Source organism: Paenibacillus germinis (assembly GCF_013141785.1).
GTDB classification, from domain to species: domain Bacteria; phylum Bacillota; class Bacilli; order Paenibacillales; family NBRC-103111; genus Paenibacillus_E; species Paenibacillus_E phytorum.
In genome coordinates, this window is sequence record NZ_WHOC01000143.1 from 50,530 (window position 1) to 71,433 (window position 20,904).

Annotated in this window: 15 protein-coding genes; 12 read left to right on the forward strand and 3 right to left on the reverse strand. The window is 44.2% G+C overall.

Going from position 1 to position 20,904, the window contains the following annotated elements:
• The first annotated feature begins 1 nt into the window (after position 1).
• The 3 genes from GC102_RS26465 to GC102_RS26475 are packed head-to-tail and all read left to right on the forward strand — an operon-like array spanning position 2 to position 3,539.
• A complete protein-coding gene (locus tag GC102_RS26465) occupies positions 2 to 1,783 on the forward strand; it encodes an ABC transporter ATP-binding protein (protein WP_171692189.1) in 1,782 nt (593 codons plus the stop codon).
• A 50-nt stretch (positions 1,784 to 1,833) separates the two neighbouring features.
• Positions 1,834 to 3,117, forward strand: coding sequence for a diaminobutyrate--2-oxoglutarate transaminase (gene ectB / locus GC102_RS26470; protein WP_171692190.1), 1,284 nt, complete (start codon positions 1,834 to 1,836; stop codon positions 3,115 to 3,117).
• A 38-nt stretch (positions 3,118 to 3,155) separates the two neighbouring features.
• Positions 3,156 to 3,539, forward strand: a complete 384-nt coding sequence (locus GC102_RS26475) for a hypothetical protein (protein WP_171692191.1) — start codon at positions 3,156 to 3,158, stop codon at positions 3,537 to 3,539.
• A 443-nt stretch (positions 3,540 to 3,982) separates the two neighbouring features.
• Here GC102_RS26475 and GC102_RS26480 read toward each other — a convergent pair whose 3' ends face one another.
• Complete coding sequence (locus GC102_RS26480) at positions 3,983 to 6,721, reverse strand: EAL domain-containing protein (protein ID WP_171692192.1); 2,739 nt, start codon at positions 6,719 to 6,721, stop codon at positions 3,983 to 3,985.
• Between the two features lie 113 nt (positions 6,722 to 6,834).
• Between GC102_RS26480 and GC102_RS26485 the strand changes: the two genes are divergently transcribed.
• The 4 genes from GC102_RS26485 (at position 6,835) to pflA (ending at position 14,064) form a co-directional block, all read left to right on the forward strand.
• Positions 6,835 to 8,142, forward strand: a complete 1,308-nt coding sequence (locus tag GC102_RS26485; RefSeq protein ID WP_246321137.1) for an MFS transporter — start codon at positions 6,835 to 6,837, stop codon at positions 8,140 to 8,142.
• Between the two features lie 269 nt (positions 8,143 to 8,411).
• Entirely contained in the window at positions 8,412 to 11,018 is a 2,607-nt protein-coding gene (gene adhE / locus GC102_RS26490) for a bifunctional acetaldehyde-CoA/alcohol dehydrogenase (RefSeq protein WP_171692193.1), read from the forward strand.
• A gap of 25 nt (positions 11,019 to 11,043) precedes the next feature.
• Entirely contained in the window at positions 11,044 to 13,302 is a 2,259-nt protein-coding gene (pflB, locus tag GC102_RS26495; RefSeq protein ID WP_171692194.1) for a formate C-acetyltransferase, read from the forward strand.
• 21 nt (positions 13,303 to 13,323) lie between these two features.
• On the forward strand, positions 13,324 to 14,064 hold the full coding sequence (pflA, locus tag GC102_RS26500) for a pyruvate formate-lyase-activating protein (RefSeq protein WP_171692195.1): 741 nt from the start codon (positions 13,324 to 13,326) through the stop codon (positions 14,062 to 14,064).
• A 105-nt stretch (positions 14,065 to 14,169) separates the two neighbouring features.
• Here pflA and GC102_RS26505 read toward each other — a convergent pair whose 3' ends face one another.
• A complete protein-coding gene (locus tag GC102_RS26505; RefSeq protein WP_171692196.1) occupies positions 14,170 to 14,373 on the reverse strand; it encodes a hypothetical protein in 204 nt (67 codons plus the stop codon).
• A gap of 792 nt (positions 14,374 to 15,165) precedes the next feature.
• Between GC102_RS26505 and GC102_RS26510 the strand changes: the two genes are divergently transcribed.
• From GC102_RS26510 to GC102_RS26520, 3 genes are all read left to right on the forward strand, one after another.
• On the forward strand, positions 15,166 to 16,449 hold the full coding sequence (locus tag GC102_RS26510; RefSeq protein ID WP_171692197.1) for a molybdopterin molybdotransferase MoeA: 1,284 nt from the start codon (positions 15,166 to 15,168) through the stop codon (positions 16,447 to 16,449).
• A 12-nt stretch (positions 16,450 to 16,461) separates the two neighbouring features.
• Positions 16,462 to 17,490: a GTP 3',8-cyclase MoaA gene (gene moaA, locus GC102_RS26515; RefSeq protein WP_171692198.1), complete on the forward strand. Its 1,029-nt coding sequence runs from the start codon at positions 16,462 to 16,464 to the stop codon at positions 17,488 to 17,490.
• Between the two features lie 88 nt (positions 17,491 to 17,578).
• Positions 17,579 to 18,121, forward strand: a complete 543-nt coding sequence (locus tag GC102_RS26520) for a hemerythrin domain-containing protein (protein WP_171692199.1) — start codon at positions 17,579 to 17,581, stop codon at positions 18,119 to 18,121.
• 318 nt (positions 18,122 to 18,439) lie between these two features.
• Here GC102_RS26520 and GC102_RS26525 read toward each other — a convergent pair whose 3' ends face one another.
• Complete coding sequence (locus GC102_RS26525) at positions 18,440 to 19,456, reverse strand: acyltransferase family protein (protein WP_171692200.1); 1,017 nt, start codon at positions 19,454 to 19,456, stop codon at positions 18,440 to 18,442.
• Between the two features lie 172 nt (positions 19,457 to 19,628).
• On the opposite strand from GC102_RS26525, the gene GC102_RS26530 reads away from it, so the two are divergent.
• Together GC102_RS26530 and ric are read left to right on the forward strand one after the other, a co-directional pair.
• A complete protein-coding gene (locus tag GC102_RS26530) occupies positions 19,629 to 20,156 on the forward strand; it encodes a hemerythrin domain-containing protein (protein ID WP_171692201.1) in 528 nt (175 codons plus the stop codon).
• A 21-nt stretch (positions 20,157 to 20,177) separates the two neighbouring features.
• Complete coding sequence (ric, locus tag GC102_RS26535) at positions 20,178 to 20,864, forward strand: iron-sulfur cluster repair di-iron protein (protein WP_171692202.1); 687 nt, start codon at positions 20,178 to 20,180, stop codon at positions 20,862 to 20,864.
• Positions 20,865 to 20,904: the final 40 nt, after the last annotated feature.

The window sequence follows — 20,904 nt, forward strand, 5'->3', positions numbered from 1 at the left end:
CATGTTCCTGAGGCAGTCCTACAGGGAATTTAAACGACTGATGTCTTTTATGCAGCTGCGCCGTAAAAGGTATTTCATCGGATTAATCGGAGATAGCTTAAGCAATGCCAGCATTGCTATCCTGATGTCTTTTGTTATTCAATATTTACTTGAATTTTCCGTTCATCGCGATCAGGCGGTGCTTATGAAGGCGGTTTGGATCGTTGGCGGCACGTTCGTCATGCTGAGTGTACTGTCGCCGTTTTTTAGCTATATGTATCATCGCAGTGTGAAACAAACGATGGTGGACATCCGGCTGCTCGTTTTCGAACGGCTGGGACGGCTGCCGCAGAGCTATTATGAATCCCGTCATTCAGGAGATATCGTTTCGCGAACGACGAATGATATGCATTTGATGGAACAAACGTTTACTGAACATTTGAAATCGATCATTGTAGAATGCTTGACATTGGTCGGCTCCCTGACCGTTATGTTTGTACTCGATTGGCGGCTTGCCTTGGTATTGCTGGTGCTCGGTGTGCTGTCCATCTTGATCAATACGCGCTTCGCACGCCCTTTACGAAAAATAAGCGATCGGTTTCAAGCACAAACCGGCGGTTTGACCGAACGTTTGGCTGACCTGCTCGCTGGTCTGCAAGTGATCAAAATGTTCTCGCTTCATCGCACGGTTACGAAGCGTTTCCATGATAGGAATGGGGAGGTCACAGCTTCAGCGATGAAGCAAGGGAATCAAACGGGTTTGCTTGAAGCAGTGAATTTCCTGATTAACTTCATGAGCTTAGGCGGAATGCTCGTTGTTGGGATTATCATGTATTCGCAGAGTATGATCGAGCTCGGCGTTCTAGGGCAAATCATTCAGCTGCAAACGGGTGTTTCGATGGTATTTCTGCAGCTTGGCAGCATCGTTTCTCTGATACAGCATTCGTTTGCCGGGGCCGCACGCGTATTCGAGCTGCTTGATGAAAGGGCGGAACCGGATCGGTATTCGTCTGTATCCCCGCAGGGCAGCGAGCAGGAGGCGATTCCAAGTACAGAATTGGAAATGAGCGACGTGATCTTCGATTACGGTACTGCTGCTGGCATTCTATCCGGGAGTACACTTTCCGTGCAGAAAGGTCAGGTAGCCGCCCTCGTAGGCGCCAGTGGCAGCGGTAAAAGCACAGTCATGAAGCTGTTTCTCGGCTTCTATCCGCCTAAGGGCGGGACGATCCGCATCCTTGGAAAGCCGCTGGGTCATTATAAGCTTTCCGAAATCCGTGAGCTAACTGCCTATGTTCCACAGGATCCTTATTTGTTTCACGGTACAATTGGCGATAACATCCGATTCGGCAAACCCGATGTCACGGATCAAGACATGAAGGATGCGGCAACGGCGGCTTATGCGCATGAATTTATTATGGAGCTGACAGACGGTTACGATACGATGGTTGGCGAGCGGGGAACTTCGTTATCCGGAGGACAGCGTCAGCGAATTGCCATTGCCCGGGCTTTGCTCAAAAACGCCCCGATTCTCCTGCTCGATGAGGCTACCTCAGCACTGGATGCTGAATCCGAGTTTTGGGTACAAAGTGCTTTACATACATTGATGAAAAACAGGACGACCCTGATGATCGCTCATCGGCTATCTACTGTCGAACAGGCGGACGTCATTTATGTGATGGAACAAGGTGTCGTAAAGGAAAAGGGAAGCCACCAGCAGCTTTTGGCCAAAGAAGGATTATATGCAAAGCTGTACCGGCAGCAATCGCATAAAGAGCACGAGACGGAACCGGTCATCGCGTAAGAGAAGGCTGCTTTCATGAAATCAATCGAAAGATAAGAGGAGTGGAATTCATGTCTATTTTTGAAAAAATGGAATCGAATGTACGTTCTTACTGCAGGTCTTTTCCCGATGTGTTCACGAAAGCGAAAGGTTCTACACTGTACGCCGAGTCCGGTAGAACGTTTATCGACTTTTTTGCGGGAGCGGGCGCTTTGAATTACGGTCACAATAATGATTACATCAAAAGTAAGCTGGTCGAATATTTGGAATCGGACGGCATATCCCATGGCCTCGATATGTTTACTTCGGCGAAAGAGACGTTTCTGCATACATTTTCAGAGCTCATTTTGAAGCCGAGAGAGCTTGATTATAAAGTTCAATTTTGCGGGCCGACCGGAACGAATGCTGTGGAAGCGGCGTTAAAGCTGGCTCGCAAAGTCAAAGGACGCTCGGGAATTTTCTCCTTTATGGGGGCTTTTCACGGTATGTCCCTTGGCAGCTTATCGGTAACCAGCAACCTGTACCACAGATTAGCGGCGGGTACGGATTTACACAATGTTTCTTTTATGCCTTTTCCATGCGGTTACATGCGTACATTTGACACGATCAAATATATAGATGAGGTGCTGACGGATGACCATTCCGGTATCGACAAGCCGGCCGCCATCATCTTTGAAACCGTGCAAGCCGAGGGAGGCCTGAATGAAGCGCCAATCGAGTGGATGCAGCGTCTTCGCGATCTGTGTACCCGTCATGACATTTTGCTCATTTGCGATGAAATTCAGGTTGGCTGCGGCCGAACAGGTCCATTTTTCTCCTTTGAACGGGCGGGAATCGTTCCAGATCTTGTTGTGTTGTCCAAATCGATCAGCGGCTATGGTCTCCCGATGGCCATTACCTTGTTAAAGCCGGAATTGGATGTCTGGAACCCTGGGGAGCATACGGGGACCTTCCGCGGCAACCAACTGGCGTTTGTAGGTGCAACTGCAGCACTGGAGTACAGGGAGTTATATAACTTAGAAGCTGAGATTCACCAGAAAGCTCATTTTGTCAGTCGGTTTTTGCAGGAGGAAATCGCTCCATTAAGCGAGGATATCCAGATCCGGGGGATGGGTTTGCTCTGGGGCGTTGATGTGTCCGCAAGCAAATATGAGAACATTTCCAAAGAAATTGCCAGCCGCTGTTATGAGTTGGGACTCATTTTGGAAAGGGTGGGTCGTCAAGACGCTGTCATCAAGCTGATGCCCCCGTTAACTATATCAATGGAGGAGCTTGAGCAGGGCTGCGGTATTTTGAGACAGGCGGTTCAAGAGTGCTTTGAGAAATCAGGATTAAGGCAGCACGCTTTAATCTGATAGCCAAATTGCGGGAAAGCAACGATATGGAGATTGATATGAGAAATAAGAAAAAAGGAATAATAATAGGTTATTTGGGCCTAGGTATTCTTGCTTTTAATCTTGTAGCCATGCTGATCATTAAATGGAAGATTGTTTTACCAAATGAGTACTTAATGAATGCATTAGCCGTATTGTTGATAGCTTTATTCTTATGGCCGGTTGTTTCAATCTCTGCTTTACTTTCTGCATCCAATCATCTAAACAAATTGAAAGTACGGTTATTGGATAATGAAGCAATTGATACATGTAAGCAAGATCATTTGAGTTGTAGAAATAACCATAAGAAAAGCATTTCTGTTAATACAACTTTTTTAGTGACGGATTGTCTATTTGTTATTTGGTTTGTTATATTCATTTGGCATTCATTTTTGAGCCTTTAATAATGGATAGAGAACTCTTAATGAAGCGTAAAGGAAGTGTGGTTGTCCCAAAAGGGTTATAGAACTTGAGGGGTATCTGCCTTAAAGATGGTTACACGTATCCATGTGGACTTCCGCCAATAGGGGGAGGTCCTTTTGGCACAGAGTTGATCTTAGCGGAACGACAAGCCGCTAAAGTGGATGAAATGAGCTAAAAATTGAATTAGCGGACGAGAGGCCGTTATTTGATGAAATTTGAGCAAACTGAAGCTAAAACAACGGAATAGCGTCTCTACGTTCCTCGTTTGCTTGAATTAGAGCATATTTCATGTAAATAGCGTCTCTACGTTCCCTTTAGTGGAAGCCTACCATTGGTAGATGGATGCATGTATCCATGAAGAAGCTGCCCATCTAATGTATTATCATTTTGGAGACAGCCCCACTTCTAAATTAACTGAAAGAAACTATTCCGTATAAATAATCTTAGCTATGTTACCCGCAGACATCGGAAGTCCCAGAAAATATCCCTGTGCTTCATGACAACCATAGTTTCTTAAAAGATTAAGCTGCTCCTCAGACTCGACGCCTTCAGCGATTACTTTTAGATTTAAATTGATACCCAAGGCGATGATGGTCTTCACTATGTTTTGATCGCTGATATCATTAGATAGGTCTTTAATAAATGTTCGATCTATTTTAATGCGGTCGATGGGGAAGTTCTTCAAATACGCCAATGAACTAAACCCCGTACCAAAATCATCAATGGAAATGCTTACTCCAATGCCTTTCAGTTTGGAAAGCAGCATCGTTGCACGGTCAAGATTCATCGTGATGCTTTCCGTAACTTCAATTTCCAAGAAATGAGGATCCATGCCTGTTTCATTCAAAATCTTGGAAATCAATTCAATTAAGTCCGGTTCATACATCTGCCTCGAGGATAGATTGACGGACATTTTTAATGTACGTCCAAGATAGTTATGATCCATCCATAAACGCCATTGTTTGCAGGCCTCATGCAAGACCCATTTCCCGATTGGGACAATGAGTCCAACTTCTTCGGCAAATGGAATAAATTGCAATGGAGAGATGATTCCCTTCTCGGGATGATTCCACCGAATTAATGCTTCTATACCAATGAATTCTTTCGTTTCTATATCATATTGCGGTTGATAAACAAGAACAAATTCATTGTTGTCTAATGCTTTTCTTAGATTTCTGTAGAGTTCTACATGTTCAGAGGCGGGATACTCATTCTCTTTTACATAAAACTGGTGTAAATTTTCCCCCTGCTTCTTCGCTTGATACATCGCGATATCTGCATGTTTGATTAATGTTTCGAAAGTGCTCCCATCCAAAGGAAACATACTGATTCCGATACTAGTTGAGATATATAAATCTTGATCTTGAATATGAAAGGGTATAGTTAAAGCAACCATAATTGATTTAGCTATAACTTCCGTTTCCTCTTTGGATGTGTCGGGTAACAATATTGTAAATTCGTCTCCGCCTTGACGTGAGACAACGCCTCTATCCATAATTATGGTTTTCAAACGATCAGAAACATTCTGCAGTAAAACATCTCCCAAGGAGTGCCCCATGGAATCGTTAATCATTTTAAAGCGGTCTAAATCGAGATAAAGCACGGAAACGATTTGATCGTTCTGTTTGGCATCAACAATGGCTTGTTCAAGCATATGTTGAAACGATTTTCGATTCGGAAGTTTTGTTAAAGAATCATGAAAAGCCAAGTGACGAATGGTTGCTTCCGCTTTATCTCTTTCAATCACCAAACTTACAAGGTATGCCGCTCGTTCAATCAATTTAAGCTCATAGGTTTGGGGAGAATGCGGAGCTTTGTAGTACATGGCAAATGTTCCAAGTACCTGATTATTTTTATCCGTAATCGGTACGGACCAACAAGCTCTTAGTCCGTGGACTAATGCAAGCTCGCGATAGTCATTCCATAAAGGGTCATTCCCGATGTCTGAAACTATGATTTTGGTATTGTAGAAAGCGGCTGTGCCACAAGAACCTACTGCTGGTCCTATTTCCACGCCATCTATCGCACGAACATAGGATTCAGGGAGGTTTGGAGCTGCACAATGTTTCAACTGTTCGTTTTCCAATAAAAGAATCGAACAAATAGCGCCGCTTTGTTGTTCGACTAATTCTATAATTCTATGCAAAATATCACCAATGGATTTTCCTTTTGCGATCATTTCCAAAATATCATTTTGACCTAGTAAGTTATCTTGTACTAATTTCCGATCCGTAATGTCGCGGCCAATAACGATAAGCCATTGTCGGCTTCCCTTATGATCAAAAATGGGTACTTTGGTATATTCAACCATCAAACTTGCACCATTTGAACGCTTAATTTCTTCCTCGAAAATGATCGGTTTACGTGCCTCCCAAGCTTCTTGATCCGTTTCTTCACATGTAATGAACATCTCTCTGTGAAATTCATTGGTTTTTTGGAAATCGCTGTTCGTTTTACCTTTGTATGTATCTTGTTCTAACTCAAAAAGTTGGAGAACCGTATTGTTTGCTTCGACCCATCTGCCTTTACCATCTTTAAAAACAACGATGTCAGGCATAGTATGAATTAAAGTTAGTAAATTCTGCTCGCTTATTTTTAATTTTTTCTCTTCCAACAATCGAATTAGCTCAGCAGATGCCCTAAACGAGAAAATTTTCAGTATTGTTTCTGCAAGAGTCCTGTCATGAATCGGTTGATCATTCATCACAACAAGTATGCCAATTACACTACCATCGACATGTAAAAGAGGAATACCCAGATAGCTTTGAATATCAAATCTGGTTAAATCCGAGTCCAAAGGAAATAAATTCTGCACAAACTCTTGATAACAACACAGACGCTTTTCATTTACAACATTTTCACAAGGTGTATGTTCCAAATTATACTCAAATTGCTCTATCATTTCTCCTTGCTTATACATGGCGATTGTTTTTACACAATGATGATCAACTTCAGCAATGAAAGCATAGGAGCATTTTAAAGCGCGAGCTAGATATTGTACCAAGTGAATAAAAAAACTTTCTGCGACTTCACTTTCAATACCTTGCGCGATATCGAGAATGGTTTTTTTGAGGTAATCATTTTCATTTTGTAAGGCAATGAAAGCTTCAGTGGTATTTCTTGGCTTATGATCTATATTAGGGCTATTCAATTGCTTTTTCATATGTTCTCCTGAAGTAGTTAATAGTACCTATAAAATTCGACAAAAAAATGATAGACTCCTTCCTCTGAGACGCTATATCGAACGACGCGGGAAGCCTCGATGGGAGTAAGACTATGGCCATGCTAGCGGCGCCAGAATTACAAAAAAAGTTCTTGAACCGCATACTACACTGTCGTACAGTTAGTACTGCCGACTTCTCGTTCGTGAAATGGAAGAGATTGCTTCTTAAATGTCGTATTATTCTAAAAGGAAAGAAGGGGCTGACAACGAAGATGAACGCTTTTTTGTTGTTTTACGTAGTCATTTACATGGGAAATGCTGTTTATGGCACATTTATGCCGGTTTACCTGCATAGCGCTAAATTTTCTCAAGAGCAAATCGGGATGCTTCTTAGCCTAGGGCCCTTGGTTGCGATGTTTGGCCAACCGGTTTGGGGGGCAATGGGTGACCGAGCCAAGACGAAGAATAGCGTGCTTCGCTTCTTATTGATTGGTAGCGGTGTTTCCATTTTGTTCTTCCCGCTCTCACATCATTTCATTTACCTGCTTGTGCTAATTTGTGTGTTTACGTTTTTTCAGACGTCTATATTTGCAATCAGCGATGCGATTACGTTGGAAGAGTTGGACCGGCGTCCCACTTGGAGTTTTGGTTTGATTCGCCTGGGAGGTACAGTGGGCTTCGCTGTTATGTCTCTTGCTTTCGGCATCGCAGCCAAGTCGCACATTGGCTCGATGTTCCCGGTCTACGCGGGAACCATGGCTGCCGCGTTGTTGTTACTCTGGCGATTTCCGCCAGCTGCCGGACGTCAGACTAACGTCACTGGCAAACGTTTCCGTGAGCTATTCCGTAACGGTAAGCTGATGTTTTATTTGGGTATCAACTTTGTTGTTCAAATCACCTTGGGTTACTATTACGCATTCTTCCCCCTCTACTTCAAGGAGATGGGAGGAGATAGTTTGCTGCTAGGCTGGTCGATGGTGATTTCTTCACTTAGTGAGCTGCCGTTTCTTCTGTTTTCCGGCTGGATTTTCAAACGCGTCCCAATATCAGCAATCCTGATTGTGGCCGCGCTTGCATCCTCAATCCGGTGGTTCTTGTTTACCTTAATAGGGAATCCATATTGGATATTACCGGTGCAGCTGCTGCACGGACTTATTTTCATCGTGCTTTCTGTTACGCTTGCCACGTTTATTAACCGTGAAGTGCCTTCAGAATGGAAGGCTAGCGGTCAAACACTCAACGGCTTGCTCAGCCTTGGAGCCGCCCGTATCATCGGCAGCTTCTTGGGTGGAATTATGAGCTCGGCTTACGGGATGAGACAAGTTTTTTTATATAGTTCTTGGGTATCCATGACGTGTGTCATCGTGTTTGGATTTGTGATATGGATCCGTAGAAAACAGAAAGTTCTTGGCTCACACTAAATAAAATGCGGGAAAAACGTTAAGCATTGTCGGCTATGTGCGTTTGGGTCGGCAGAGCAGCAAGGCGGCAAGTTTTATGGAAATAGAACTGCCGCCTTACTTGTAAATTATAATGTGAAAATATTCACAAATTGTTCAAGGAATTAATCATTCTAAACCTTCATCTTGTGATTTTTGTCATAGTTGGGGCTCTTGAATAAGTTTACTCTAAAGGTAGAACAACAAGATAAAGGCTTCACATGGATAGAAAATAAAGGAGTGAATGAACCATGACAACAAAAGAAGCGAAGATGATTGAACAGATTTCTGCTCAAGACGAAGTGGGCCAGCTGGTAGCCAGAGCGAAGGCAGCTCAGCAGCAATTTCTGAAGCTAGATCAAGTGCAGGTTGACCAAATTATTCAGCAAATGGCATTAGCCGGCATCGATAGGCACATGGTTCTCGCCAAGCTTGCTGTGGAAGAAACCGGTCGGGGTGTGTATGAAGATAAAATCACCAAAAATTTATTTGCTACTGAATATATCTACCACAGCATTAAAAATAACAAGACAGTTGGAGTGATTGAGGAAAACTCGTATGAGAACTACCGAATGGTGGCCGAGCCAGTGGGCATTATCGCTGGAGTGACGCCAGTCACCAATCCGACTTCGACGACGATGTTCAAATCATTAATCGCGGCAAAAACCCGCAACCCCATCATATTCGCCTTCCATCCATCTGCACAACAATCCAGCAGTGCGGCTGCGGCGACATTACTGGAGGCAGCAGTTAAAGCAGGCGCACCAGAGCATTGCATTCAATGGGTAAAACATCCATCTGTGGAAGCTACCCAACTGCTGATGAATCATCCAGACGTAGCGCTTGTTCTGGCAACGGGAGGATCTTCCATGGTAAAGGCAGCTTACAGTACCGGAAAGCCAGCTTTGGGCGTTGGACCCGGCAATGTGCCTTGTTTCATTGAGAAAACAGCGAATTTGCAGCAAGCTGTAAATGACTTGATCTTATCGAAGACGTTTGATAATGGGATGATTTGCGCCTCTGAACAAGCGGTTATTATTGAAGATTCGGTATACGCGGAAACAAGAAAGTTGATGACTGAACAGGGTTGTTACTTCTTAAATAAAGAGGAAACGGAAGCCGTTTCTAAATTGGTGATTAACGCTGAGAAGTGTGCGGTTAACGCGGTAATTGTAGGTCAACCTGCTGCGAGAATCGCTGAGATGGCTGGTATTAAGGTACCTGGGACTACGAAAATACTAGTCGCGGAATTAGCCGGCGTTGGTGAGGCATTTCCATTATCGGCTGAAAAACTTAGCCCTGTGCTCGCTTGTTATAAAGTGAAGAATGCTGAGCAAGGCATTGATCGGGCTGTGGAAGTTGTCAAATTTGGCGGTATGGGACATTCCTCCGTCATTCATTCTCAGAATGCGGAGGTCATCCAGGCGTTCGCAGGTAAACTTCAAACAGGACGTATTATTGTCAATTCACCTTCCACTCACGGCGCTATTGGCGACATTTATAATACAAACTTGCCATCCTTGACACTTGGCTGTGGTTCATACGGACATAACTCCACAACCTCTAACGTAAGCGCAGTGAATCTCATTAATGTGAAGCGTGTTGCTTACCGCACCGTCAATATGCAGTGGTTTAAAATTCCGCCAAAGATTTATTTTGAGAAAGGCGCTACACAATATTTAGAAAAAATGCCTGACATTACACGAGTAATGATTGTCACGGATCCGATGATGGTAAAGCTTGGTTACGTAGAACGTGTGGAATATTATCTCCGTAAACGACAGCTGCCTGTCTATATCGAAGTGTTCTCGGATGTGGAGCCTGATCCATCTGTTGAAACGGTGGAACGCGGCCGGGCACAGATGGCAAGCTTCCAGCCGGATTGCATTATTGCTTTGGGCGGCGGGTCGCCAATGGATGCGGCTAAAGCCATGTGGTTGTTCTATGAATACCCGGATACGAGCTTTGATGCCTTAAAGCAAAAATTCATGGATATTCGCAAACGGGTTTACAAATATCCGCGTCTAGGGCGCAAAGCGAAATTCGTAGCGATTCCTACGACTTCTGGGACTGGCTCGGAAGTGACGTCTTTCGCCGTGATTACAGATAAAGAGAAGGGCAATACCAAGTATCCACTGGCTGATTATGAGCTTACACCGGACGTTGCCATCATTGATCCTGATTATGTGTACAGCTTGCCGAAGACTGCGGTAGCCGATACGGGAATGGATGTCCTAACCCATGCCATTGAAGCGTATGTGTCCGTTATGGCGAATGATTATTCCGATGGTTTAGCGATGAAAGCCATCCAATTGGTATTCCAAAATCTAGAGAAATCGTTTGCCACAGCAGATCCTATTGCACGTGAGAAAATGCATAATGCTTCAACGATCGCAGGTATGGCCTTTGCAAATGCCTTCCTTGGCATTAATCACAGCTTGGCGCATAAATGGGGCGGAGAATACCACACAGCACATGGACGCACCAACGCGATTTTGATGCCGCATGTGATTCGCTATAATGCCCAAAAACCGACGAAATTCACTTCGTTCCCGAAATACGATCACTTCATAGCCGATCAACGCTATGCAGAAATCGCACGTATGCTGGGGCTTCCTGCAAAGACAACGGAAGAGGGAGTAAACAGTCTTATCGAGGCTATCCGTAAGCTGAATAAAATCCTGGGTATTCCTGAGAAATTTCAGGATTTGGGATTCAATGCGGAACAATTCGAGACGCGTGTAGATTACTTGGCGGATCGAGCGTTTGAAGATCAATGTACAACGGCGAATCCTCGGATGCCGCTTGTGACAGAGCTCGCTGACGTTTATCGCAATGCTTTTTACGGAAAGTTTTAATCGGGTAATTTAAGGAGGCACCATCATGGCAATACGTGAAGATGAATTAAAAACAGGTCGTTGTTGGGATGGGTTTGTGAAAGGCAAATGGGAAACAGCCATTGATGTGAAAGATTTTATCGATAAAAATATGACGGTTTACGAAGGAGATCATTCCTTCTTGGCAGGTCCTACAGAAGCAACAGATGATCTGTGGTTTCTTATCAGTATGCTTACGCGCAAGGAGAGAGAAAATGGTGGTGTATTGGATATCGATGTCCAGACGGTGTCCACAATTACATCTCATGCGCCAGGTTATATCGAACAGAGCAAAGAGAAAATTGTCGGTTTGCAAACCGATGCTCCACTTAAGCGTTCTGTACAGCCTTTCGGTGGCATTCGCATGGTCATCGATGCCTGCGAGGCCTATGGCTTTAAGCTGCCGGAAGAAATTATACAAGTGTTTACAGATATTCGCAAAACGCATAACCAAGGTGTGTTCGATGCGTACACCTCGGAGATGAAAACAGCTCGTAAGGCTGCAATCATTACGGGGCTTCCTGATGCTTACGGCCGTGGTCGCATTATTGGTGATTACAGACGTGTCTCTCTGTATGGCGTGGACCGGTTGATCGAAGAAAAGAAGAAAGATCTTCTGCAAATGGAAGTAGACGCCATCACAGAGGATGTCATCCGGCTGCGCGAAGAACTCTCCGAGCAAATTCGCAGTTTGGGTGAATTAAAACAGATGGCCAAAAATTACGGTTACGATATTGCGAAGCCGGCAGTGAATGCTATTGAAGCGGTTCAATGGTTATACTTCGCTTATTTGGCAGCCATCAAAGAGCAGAACGGAGCGGCGATGAGCCTTGGGCGCGTATCGAGCTTTCTAGATATCTATTTCGAAAGAGATCTATCTAATGAAACATTGACGGAAGTAGAAGCGCAGGAGCTTGTTGACCATTTTGTTATGAAGCTTCGCATCGTCAAATTTTTACGTACCCCCGACTACAATGAGCTTTTCAGTGGAGACCCTACTTGGGTAACAGAATCAATTGGCGGCATGGGATTGGACGGCAGAGCGCGAGTGACGAAAAATTCCTTCCGCTTTCTGCATACCTTATACAATCTAGGGCCTGCACCAGAACCAAACCTGACCGTGCTATGGTCGACCAGGCTGCCGGATGGCTTCAAAGCTTACTGTGCCAAAGTATCGGTCGAGACCAGTTCGATTCAATATGAGAATGATGACCTGATGCGGCCTTATTATGGGGATGATTACGGTATTGCTTGCTGTGTTTCCGCAATGCGTATCGGCAAGCAGATGCAATTCTTCGGCGCACGCGCCAATCTGGCCAAAGCTCTGCTCTATGCAATTAACGGTGGTGTGGATGAGAAGCTTGGGATACAAGTAGGACCCCGGTTAGCTCCTTTGACTTCTGATATTTTGAACTATGAAGAAGTCGTGGAGAAATTCGATACCATCATGGAGTGGCTCGCGAAGCTGTATGTGAACACACTTAACGTAATTCATTATATGCACGACAAATACTGCTATGAGCGGATAGAAATGGCTCTTCACGACCGTGAAATTGTACGCACCATGGCAACGGGTATCGCGGGATTATCCGTAGTGGCTGACTCACTTAGCGCGATTAAGTATGCGAAGGTCCGCCCGATCCGCAATGAAAGCGGGATTGCGGTCGATTTTGAAATTGAAGGCGAGTATCCGAAGTATGGCAATAATGATGAGCGTGTCGATGCCATTGCCATTCAATTGACGGAAACGTTCATGAATAAAATTAGGAAGCATAAGACGTATCGTGGCGCAGTGCCAACGATGTCCGTTCTGACGATTACATCAAATGTCGTGTATGGGAAAAAGACAGGAAGTACCCCAGATGGCCGTAAAGCTGGAGAACCCTTCGCGCCAGGCGCCAATCCCATGCATGGACGTGATCGTAAAGGTGCATTGGCCTCATTGGCATCTGTTGCAAAGCTTCCCTATGAGCATTGCCTCGACGGCATATCCAACACGTTCTCGATTGTACCGAAGGCACTTGGCAGAGAAGAGGAGTCACGCATCTCGAATCTTGTTTCCATGCTCGATGGCTATATGGCCAATTACGGTCATCATCTGAATATTAATGTTTTTGACCGTGCAAAGCTGTTGGATGCCATGGAGCATCCGGAGCAATATCCACAATTGACGATTCGTGTTTCCGGCTATGCAGTGAACTTCATCAAGCTGACCAAGGAACAGCAGCTTGATGTGATACATCGTACTTTTCACGGTACGATGTAATATAGAGAGGGGAGCAGACCGATGAAAGGACGCATACATTCCTTCGACTCCTTTGGCACCGTTGACGGTCCGGGTATCCGCTTTGTTCTTTTCATGCAGGGCTGTGCTCTGCAATGTAAGTACTGCCATAATCCGGATTCATGGGAAATGAATACGGGCAAACAGATGGATGTAGAGGAGATTCTTAATGAGATTGAACCTTACCTCGAATACTATCGTCGTTCAGGCGGGGGAGTTACTGTAACGGGCGGGGAGCCAACTTTGCAGGCTCCCTTCCTAGCTCGTTTGTTTGCCGAATGCAAAAGGCGCTGGGGCCTGCATACTGTGCTAGATACAAACGGATTTTGTGAGCCGAGTCATGCGCAGGAGCTTTTGGATGTGACGGATTTAGTACTGCTCGATTTGAAGCAGATCAATCCGGATAAGCACATCGCGCTTACGGCACAGCCGAATGATCGTATCCTTCGCTTTGCCGAACATCTGAAAGAGATTGATAAACCTGTCTGGATTCGTCATGTGCTTGTACCTGGATGGACGGATGACTATAAGGATTTACTCGAACTCGGCAAGTTCATCGGTTCATTGCCCAATGTTAGTAAATTGGAGCTGCTGCCCTATCACAGAATGGGCGTCTATAAGTGGCAGCAAATGGGGAAGGAGTACCCGCTCGAACAATGTCCTACACCAACAGATCAGGAAGTTGCTAGAGCGAGGAATCTCATTGAGATGGGGAAAATCGAACGGCAAACAAATCCACTTTAGCATTAACTTGCTTGGGTGGTTTTGTTTCTGTTTATGAGAAAAATAAAAACCAGTAGCGCCAGATGGGAATCCAGCACTACTGGTTATATTCTTTTGCAGAGAAAGTCATAACAGGTACTCCTCCTGAAGGCCGGCTTGTTGCAGATACTTCATCGCATTCATTTCTTCAGTGGGCGGTTCGAATTGCTTTTGTGTGATTTGTGCATCCTGCTCTCGTAACCCACCAACTCTTTCAGCAAATAACTGTCCATACTCACAGCAGAAATCATCACGTAATGCTTCTAAATTCTCAATATGCAGGGTTGTCATAGTAACCACTCCTTCTCTGTTTTATGATTTCATTATATATCATGCTTATGCGAATGTATGTGATATATTTCACATACATTCGCATAGTTCTGAACGTAGATACCTGTGTTGTTTTCTAATTGTTAGGAGAAATGAGGGATTAGATAATCAAGTTGTTTGTACATCGGATTCATTCATCATGCCTCCGCACCACTGGTAGACCTGACTCCAAAATTTGATTTTATAGAATTCACGCGCCCAAAGGCTATTTTACAACTTGAAGTTGCAGTTTGGAGACTGTCGATTCATTCATTCATTCATTCATTCATTCATTCAAGTTCATCTTGGCAATGTCTAAAATCGGAATCAATCAGCACATATGTTCGCTAAACAACTCCTGGATGATTGGATCCAAATTCTTTGATACATGTTGTTGTAAAAAGTGCAACAATTGTTGCCTAGAACCCGCCTCTCACCCTTCTTTGTTGTATTATGTACAACAATTCTGCCCGATACAGGCGATTTTGCAACAAATGAGCTCGAATTGTTGTACGAAAGTCAACTCCAAATTGGAATATAGCCTTTAGACGGGCAAATTGTTGCAGAAATTACAACATTGTAAACCTCTACACTGTAACCCTTCCAAAACAACTCAATGGCACTGAAATCGCCCATCCAATTTGCGTAACTCTGGTCTAATTCCATGTTATCTCCCTTTTTACATATATGCTTGTGTGATTAATATCACTTCTACATTTACCATAAAGAATTATGATTCAACTAATAAGCGTTGCAGGAAAGGAGACTATTGAGATGATGATAAACCGGAGCAAGAGGTTTGCTCGCAAGGCCGTCAAAGTTGAGCAAGCCCAGAACATGATTATGCAGCATGTCCAGCAGCTGGAGAACGAATATACGTCGATTGATTCTTGTTTACATAGAAGAATTTCGGAACCTCTGTTCTCGAAGGAATGTATGCCTCATTTTCGTCGCTCCGGGTTAGACGGGTATGCGGTTAGGAGTGAAGAAGCCTTATTCGCTACTCCACAGCATCCTGCATGTCTAAGAGTGATTGATGAAGTGCCTGCCGGATACATTTCGAATAAACATGTGGTTCCTGGTACAGCGATTCGTATCATGACGGGCTCGGCTGTTCCGGACGGTGCGGATGCTGTCATCATGTTCGAGCAGACAGAGGAATATCAGGAGGAAGGACAAGTTTCTATCCGTATTAAGCATAAGGTCGCCCATGGACAAAACATTGCCAAGGTCGGGGATGAAATAACGACAGGTCAGCTGTTAATGGGCGCAGGTACCCGAATAGGTCCAGGTCAAATTGCACTGCTCGCCTCCATGGGGTATGAAGAAGTTCCTGTTTTCCGTCGACCCGTCGTCGGCGTATTAACGACTGGAAGTGAATTGATCTCTGTGGGGGAGCCGCTTCAGCCAGGGAGAATTCGTAATAGTAATGCCTACATGATTGCGGCACAAATTGAACAATACGGCGGGTTGGCTGTCAAGGTTGGAACTGCCCCCGATGATATAGATGAAGTCAACCGAACGATTAATCATGCCTTGGAAAAATGTGATATGCTTATTGTTAGCGGAGGAGTCTCAGTTGGAGATTATGACGTAATGGCGGATTTCTTTACTACAACGAGCGAGAACGATACGACACTGCTCTTCAATAAAATCGCAATGAGACCTGGGAGTCCTACTTCAGCAGCCGTCATCAATAATAAGCTCGTATTCGGTCTTTCTGGCAATCCCGGCGCCTGCTTCGTGAGTTTTGAACTGCTTGTACGGCCTGTGCTGCTTGCCATGCAAGGAATAGAAAGCCCATGTAAGCATCCCATTCAAGCGATTATAACGAAGGATTATGATAAAGGGTGTCCGCACGATCGATATATAAGAGGACGCATGATGTATTCAGATGAACAAGTAAAGGTAGGTGTTTTAGAAAAAAATAACTCGAGTATGCTTATATCCATACAAGATGCTAATTGCATCATCAGGATACCATCGGGTTCTAAAGGAATTGCTGCCGGCCAGCAGGTAGAGGTTATCCCTCTTCCCTACGAATTTACTATGTACTGAGAGAGGAGAAATATGGAAAACCTCAATAAGATAGTTCCACCAATAATAGATGCGCTTCAAAGACCGCTTCGCGATTTACGGATATCGGTAACGGATCGCTGTAATTTCCGCTGCCGATATTGTATGCCCGAAGAGGTGTTTGGTCCCAATTATCAGTTTCTTCCTCAAGAAAAGCTGCTTAGCCTTCAAGAATTAGAAAGGTTAACGCGGATATTTATATCTCTTGGCGTAGAGAAAGTACGGATTACAGGCGGAGAGCCTCTTTTAAACAAAGATATTGGCAAAATCATTTCCCTGGTTCGCCAAATAGCGGGCGTCAAAGATATTGCTGTTACAACCAATGGCTCACTATTGAAACACAAGGCAAAGGAGTTAAGAGACTCTGGATTAGAGCGAATCACCGTGAGCCTGGATAGTTTGGATGATGAGCGATTCGGTGCCATGAACGGGAGAGGATTTTCGGCAAAAGGCGTGCTGGAAGGCATCGATGCCGCGGCTTCGGCAGGATTATCCGTGAAGGTGAATATGGTTGTGCAGAAGGGGGTTAATGACCAAGATATTGTTCCAATGGCCAAATACTTCCGGGAGCGCGGACACATTTTGAGATTTGTTGAATTTATGGACGTTGGGAATAGTAATGGATGGAATTTGAAACATGTCGTTCCCAGCAAAGAGATTATCGAAATCATTCATAGAGAGATGCCGCTGGCACGGGTGGAATCGAATTATACAGGCGAGGTTGCAACGCGTTATCGTTATCAGGGTTCTCAGCAAGAGATCGGTTTGATCTCATCTGTGACTCAAGCGTTCTGCAGTACTTGTACAAGAGCCCGGCTGTCTGCGGAAGGACATTTGTATACGTGTTTGTTTGCTTCAGACAAGACGGACCTGCTAAGTGTGATCAGGGGCGGCGCGAGCGATGAAGATCTAAGATCATTGATTGTTCAAGTATGGGGAAAGCGTCAGGATCGGTATTCCGAAACGAGACTAGCACAGACGACTCCCGCACATAAGGTTGAAATGTCTCATATTGGCGGTTAGTGTGATGTATCGCACAGCAAGAATCTGCTTGTGCAGCTATACTAAAGATAGATAGCGAACGAAAAGATTACCTTGGGAGGGACTCTGTATGGGTATTCATTCCACAAGCTATAATTCTGGGATTGCTTCTTCAAACCCGGATGAGCTTGCTTTTGCTACCGATCGATTAAAGGTAGAGCATGAAGAATTGAGAGAAAAACTCAGGACGATTGAAACGAGTGCCAAGGAAGTCATTCTATTGGATGATTCAGTGAAGGGAATGGAGCTTGTCCAAGATCTCAGAATCCAGACCGATCAATTTGTGGAGGAGCTGGAACGACATTCTGAATGGGAGGAGCAGGAATTGTTTCCGTTCCTGTTAACTTATTTTCATCGTCAATCGACGCCCTCTATCATGCCTTCTTTTTGGGTATTGGAAAAAGATCACCAACTTGGTATGTCATTTATCCAATCCTTTCAAGAAGCTATTATTGAGGTTACACCCCTCGTCGTGAAGAAGCGGTTAACGGAGGCGGCATCTAATCTCGTGCAGGCATGTTTAATATTAAACGACCACTTTACCATGGAAGAACAACTTATTTTTCCTTTAACTGAGAAAGTGCTGACAGATTTGGAATCCTTTTTCTCATAGGAGATGAGCAAAATGAATACGCATCAATCGATGTTGTCGCCGATAAATTAGATAACTTCCACTTGTTATTTAACAGAGACTCGAATAAAACTGAGCTTGTTTATCGCCGAAACGATGGCACGATTGGTCTTATTACAACTGCATGACAGAAGAAGGTATGGGTTATTCGACCATGCCTCTTTTTTGTTTGCTTATAAGCATTTTGAAAGAGCCGTTTACGCATTTCATTTGGCTGGTAAGGCAGCTGAGGTTGCTTATTTGTCTGAATAGCTTGGATAAACCGCTATCCTTAGTAGTCTCGTTGTGTGCTTAAAGGACCTAGATGCTGTGTTTTCGGGATATCCATCGCTCCCAAAAAGATAGATCCGGTTCGATAAGAGGCCGACTGAACCGGCGTACCCAATCTTGTAACAGCAGCCAGGTAATTGCCACCGCAAACAGTAGGACGAGAGTCAATTGTGTAAAAGTGTGTATATACGAGAATAGTCCCATCGAAATCGCGGTTTTCGTAATAAACGCATGCAGTAAGAACACGTATACCGTATATTTGCCCCATTCTGTAAGGATAGACTGTTTGCGAGGAACGAAGCTTAAGAAGTAAAAGGAAGCGATAATTTCCAACGCATACACGCCTAAACGATATGCTCCCGTATACCAATGAAAGGCCCCTAGCTCCTTATAAGTAAAACTGCTATATAACCATTTTGGATCAAGTGGGGTTGAGTTGAGAAAAAACAGGACACCCAGAAGACCAATTACGCTTAACCACTTGTTCATGCGAACGAACTGTTTAGGAATCATATCGAGGTGGAAATAATATCCGGCCAAGAAGAAAGGAAAGAAGACGAGCGTCCTGGAAAAGCTGAGCAGCGTTCCAGTGAAAGGCGCGTATCCGACGAGTACTCCTAGAATGACAGAGACCACAAGGGGATGCTGCATTTTTGTAAAGAGCAGAAGGAGCAATCGCCAACAAAAGTGGCTGAATAAAAACCATAATAACGAATACGGAATGAAAAAAGAATAACGGACACCCGGCGCATGGAAGGCCAGCGAATCAAGCAGAGAGTAGAGGCTTTGGAAGATCAGATAATGATAAAAAATCATCTGCAGACTTTTGATTCCTGGGACATCCAAACGGAAATTTTTAGAGAAATATCCGGTCACCATGACAAACATGGGAATATGAAAGGTGTAGATACCCAGATATAGGGAATGGAAAGCTGCACTTTGTTGAATCAGCGGCTCTATACAATTGGCGATGACCACAAACAAAATGAGCAGAAACTTAGCGTTTAACATAAATGTATTTGAAGTCGCATTGTCTTCTCTATCCACGACGATTACCTCCATTACGGAATCTATTTCTTTTCCTCAAATGTAAACCTAGCTTCAATTTGCCGCAGTGATTAAAGTCACAAAATAGAAACATGCGTTGTGATTCTCCTCACAGAGAAAGCTGAAATAAAGGTATACAATATGATTACAGCAATAAAAGGAGGAATCATGTATGGTTATTGATCTTGGGATGCCGTTAGATGACGCTCTGACTTCTAGTCTTCAACAGATTCTGGAGCGATTAAAGAACGAACATGGCGCGTTAAAAAAAGAGCTTGACCATGTCCAGGAAATGACAAGTCATATGGTCGGCATGCTTGGCTCGGAAGAGTCAAGGCGTTTACTTCAAGAGATTCGTAAACAAATGGAAACCTTCATGCAGCAGTTGGAGGCACACGAACACTGGGAGGAAGATGAAGTTTTACCCCTCCTTGCCGGGTATGCGAATCAGGGGATGGAGCCTACTTTTTTGACCTCAACCTGGGTTCTGGAAGAGGATCATAAACAAGCGGAACGATTTGTCCGCTCATTTCTTGCATATGCGGAGCAATGCAAAGGCGCCGACAGCATAAAGCTGAAAAAGGCGATCTCGCTGCTTAGTGTGGCCTGTTCTGTCTTATCGGAGCATCTGTTGTCCGAGGAAGAGATGTTTTTCCCGGTTGCGAACCAAATGCTTAAAAACATTCATGCAAAAGCTTAAGATTGAACAGGAGGATTTAATATGGGAATGAACATTCAATTAACCGATCGTGTAGGAGATATTGTGAGGAGTTATCCCAAGACGGCAGAGGTGTTTAAGGAATACCGTATTGATTTCTGCTGCGGAGGCAATAAATCACTTCTTCAAGTGATTCGAGACCAAGAGATCGAGGAAGAGGTTTTATTTAAAAGCCTTGTTGAAGCGGCAGTACCCACTAAATCCGACAGCTTGAATTGGAGTGAATTAAGCTCAAGCGAATTAATCGATTATATTGTTCGCGTCCACCATGGCTATTTGAAATCAGCACTACCGCACTTAAGTGAATATGTAAAGAAAGTGGCACGCGTCCATGGACCTCACCATCCTGAACTCCTTCAAGTCGACCGATGGTTTGAAGCATTGAAAAGTGATATGGAACTTCATATGGAGAAAGAAGAAAGAGAAGCATTCCCAGCTGTCATTGCATTCGAGCAAGATCCTACAGAACTGAAAAGAGAGCGGCTGCTCAGAATTCTGGATACACTCGAACATGAGCATGAGAGCTCGGGTGATCTTCTTAAGCAAATCAGGGAAATCACCAAAGACTACGAACTGCCAGAGGATGCCTGCACAACGTTTCAGCTCACCTACTTGAAGCTGGAGGAATTGGAAGCGGATATGTTTCAACACATCCATTTGGAGAACAACATTTTGTTTAATCGCGCCTAGCGTAAGATGCGGCATTCCCTTAGATCTAAGTAGATCTGAA

Coding starts and splice junctions, on each gene's coding strand:
- GC102_RS26465 (WP_171692189.1), top strand. CDS start 2: ATGTTCCTGAGGCAGTCCTACAGGGAATTTAAACGACTGATGTCTTTT.
- ectB (WP_171692190.1), top strand. CDS start 1,834: ATGTCTATTTTTGAAAAAATGGAATCGAATGTACGTTCTTACTGCAGG.
- GC102_RS26475 (WP_171692191.1), top strand. CDS start 3,156: ATGAGAAATAAGAAAAAAGGAATAATAATAGGTTATTTGGGCCTAGGT.
- GC102_RS26480 (WP_171692192.1), bottom strand. CDS start 6,721: ATGAAAAAGCAATTGAATAGCCCTAATATAGATCATAAGCCAAGAAAT.
- GC102_RS26485 (WP_246321137.1), top strand. CDS start 6,835: ATGGCCATGCTAGCGGCGCCAGAATTACAAAAAAAGTTCTTGAACCGC.
- adhE (WP_171692193.1), top strand. CDS start 8,412: ATGACAACAAAAGAAGCGAAGATGATTGAACAGATTTCTGCTCAAGAC.
- pflB (WP_171692194.1), top strand. CDS start 11,044: ATGGCAATACGTGAAGATGAATTAAAAACAGGTCGTTGTTGGGATGGG.
- pflA (WP_171692195.1), top strand. CDS start 13,324: ATGAAAGGACGCATACATTCCTTCGACTCCTTTGGCACCGTTGACGGT.
- GC102_RS26505 (WP_171692196.1), bottom strand. CDS start 14,373: ATGACAACCCTGCATATTGAGAATTTAGAAGCATTACGTGATGATTTC.
- GC102_RS26510 (WP_171692197.1), top strand. CDS start 15,166: ATGATGATAAACCGGAGCAAGAGGTTTGCTCGCAAGGCCGTCAAAGTT.
- moaA (WP_171692198.1), top strand. CDS start 16,462: ATGGAAAACCTCAATAAGATAGTTCCACCAATAATAGATGCGCTTCAA.
- GC102_RS26520 (WP_171692199.1), top strand. CDS start 17,579: ATGGGTATTCATTCCACAAGCTATAATTCTGGGATTGCTTCTTCAAAC.
- GC102_RS26530 (WP_171692201.1), top strand. CDS start 19,629: ATGGTTATTGATCTTGGGATGCCGTTAGATGACGCTCTGACTTCTAGT.
- ric (WP_171692202.1), top strand. CDS start 20,178: ATGGGAATGAACATTCAATTAACCGATCGTGTAGGAGATATTGTGAGG.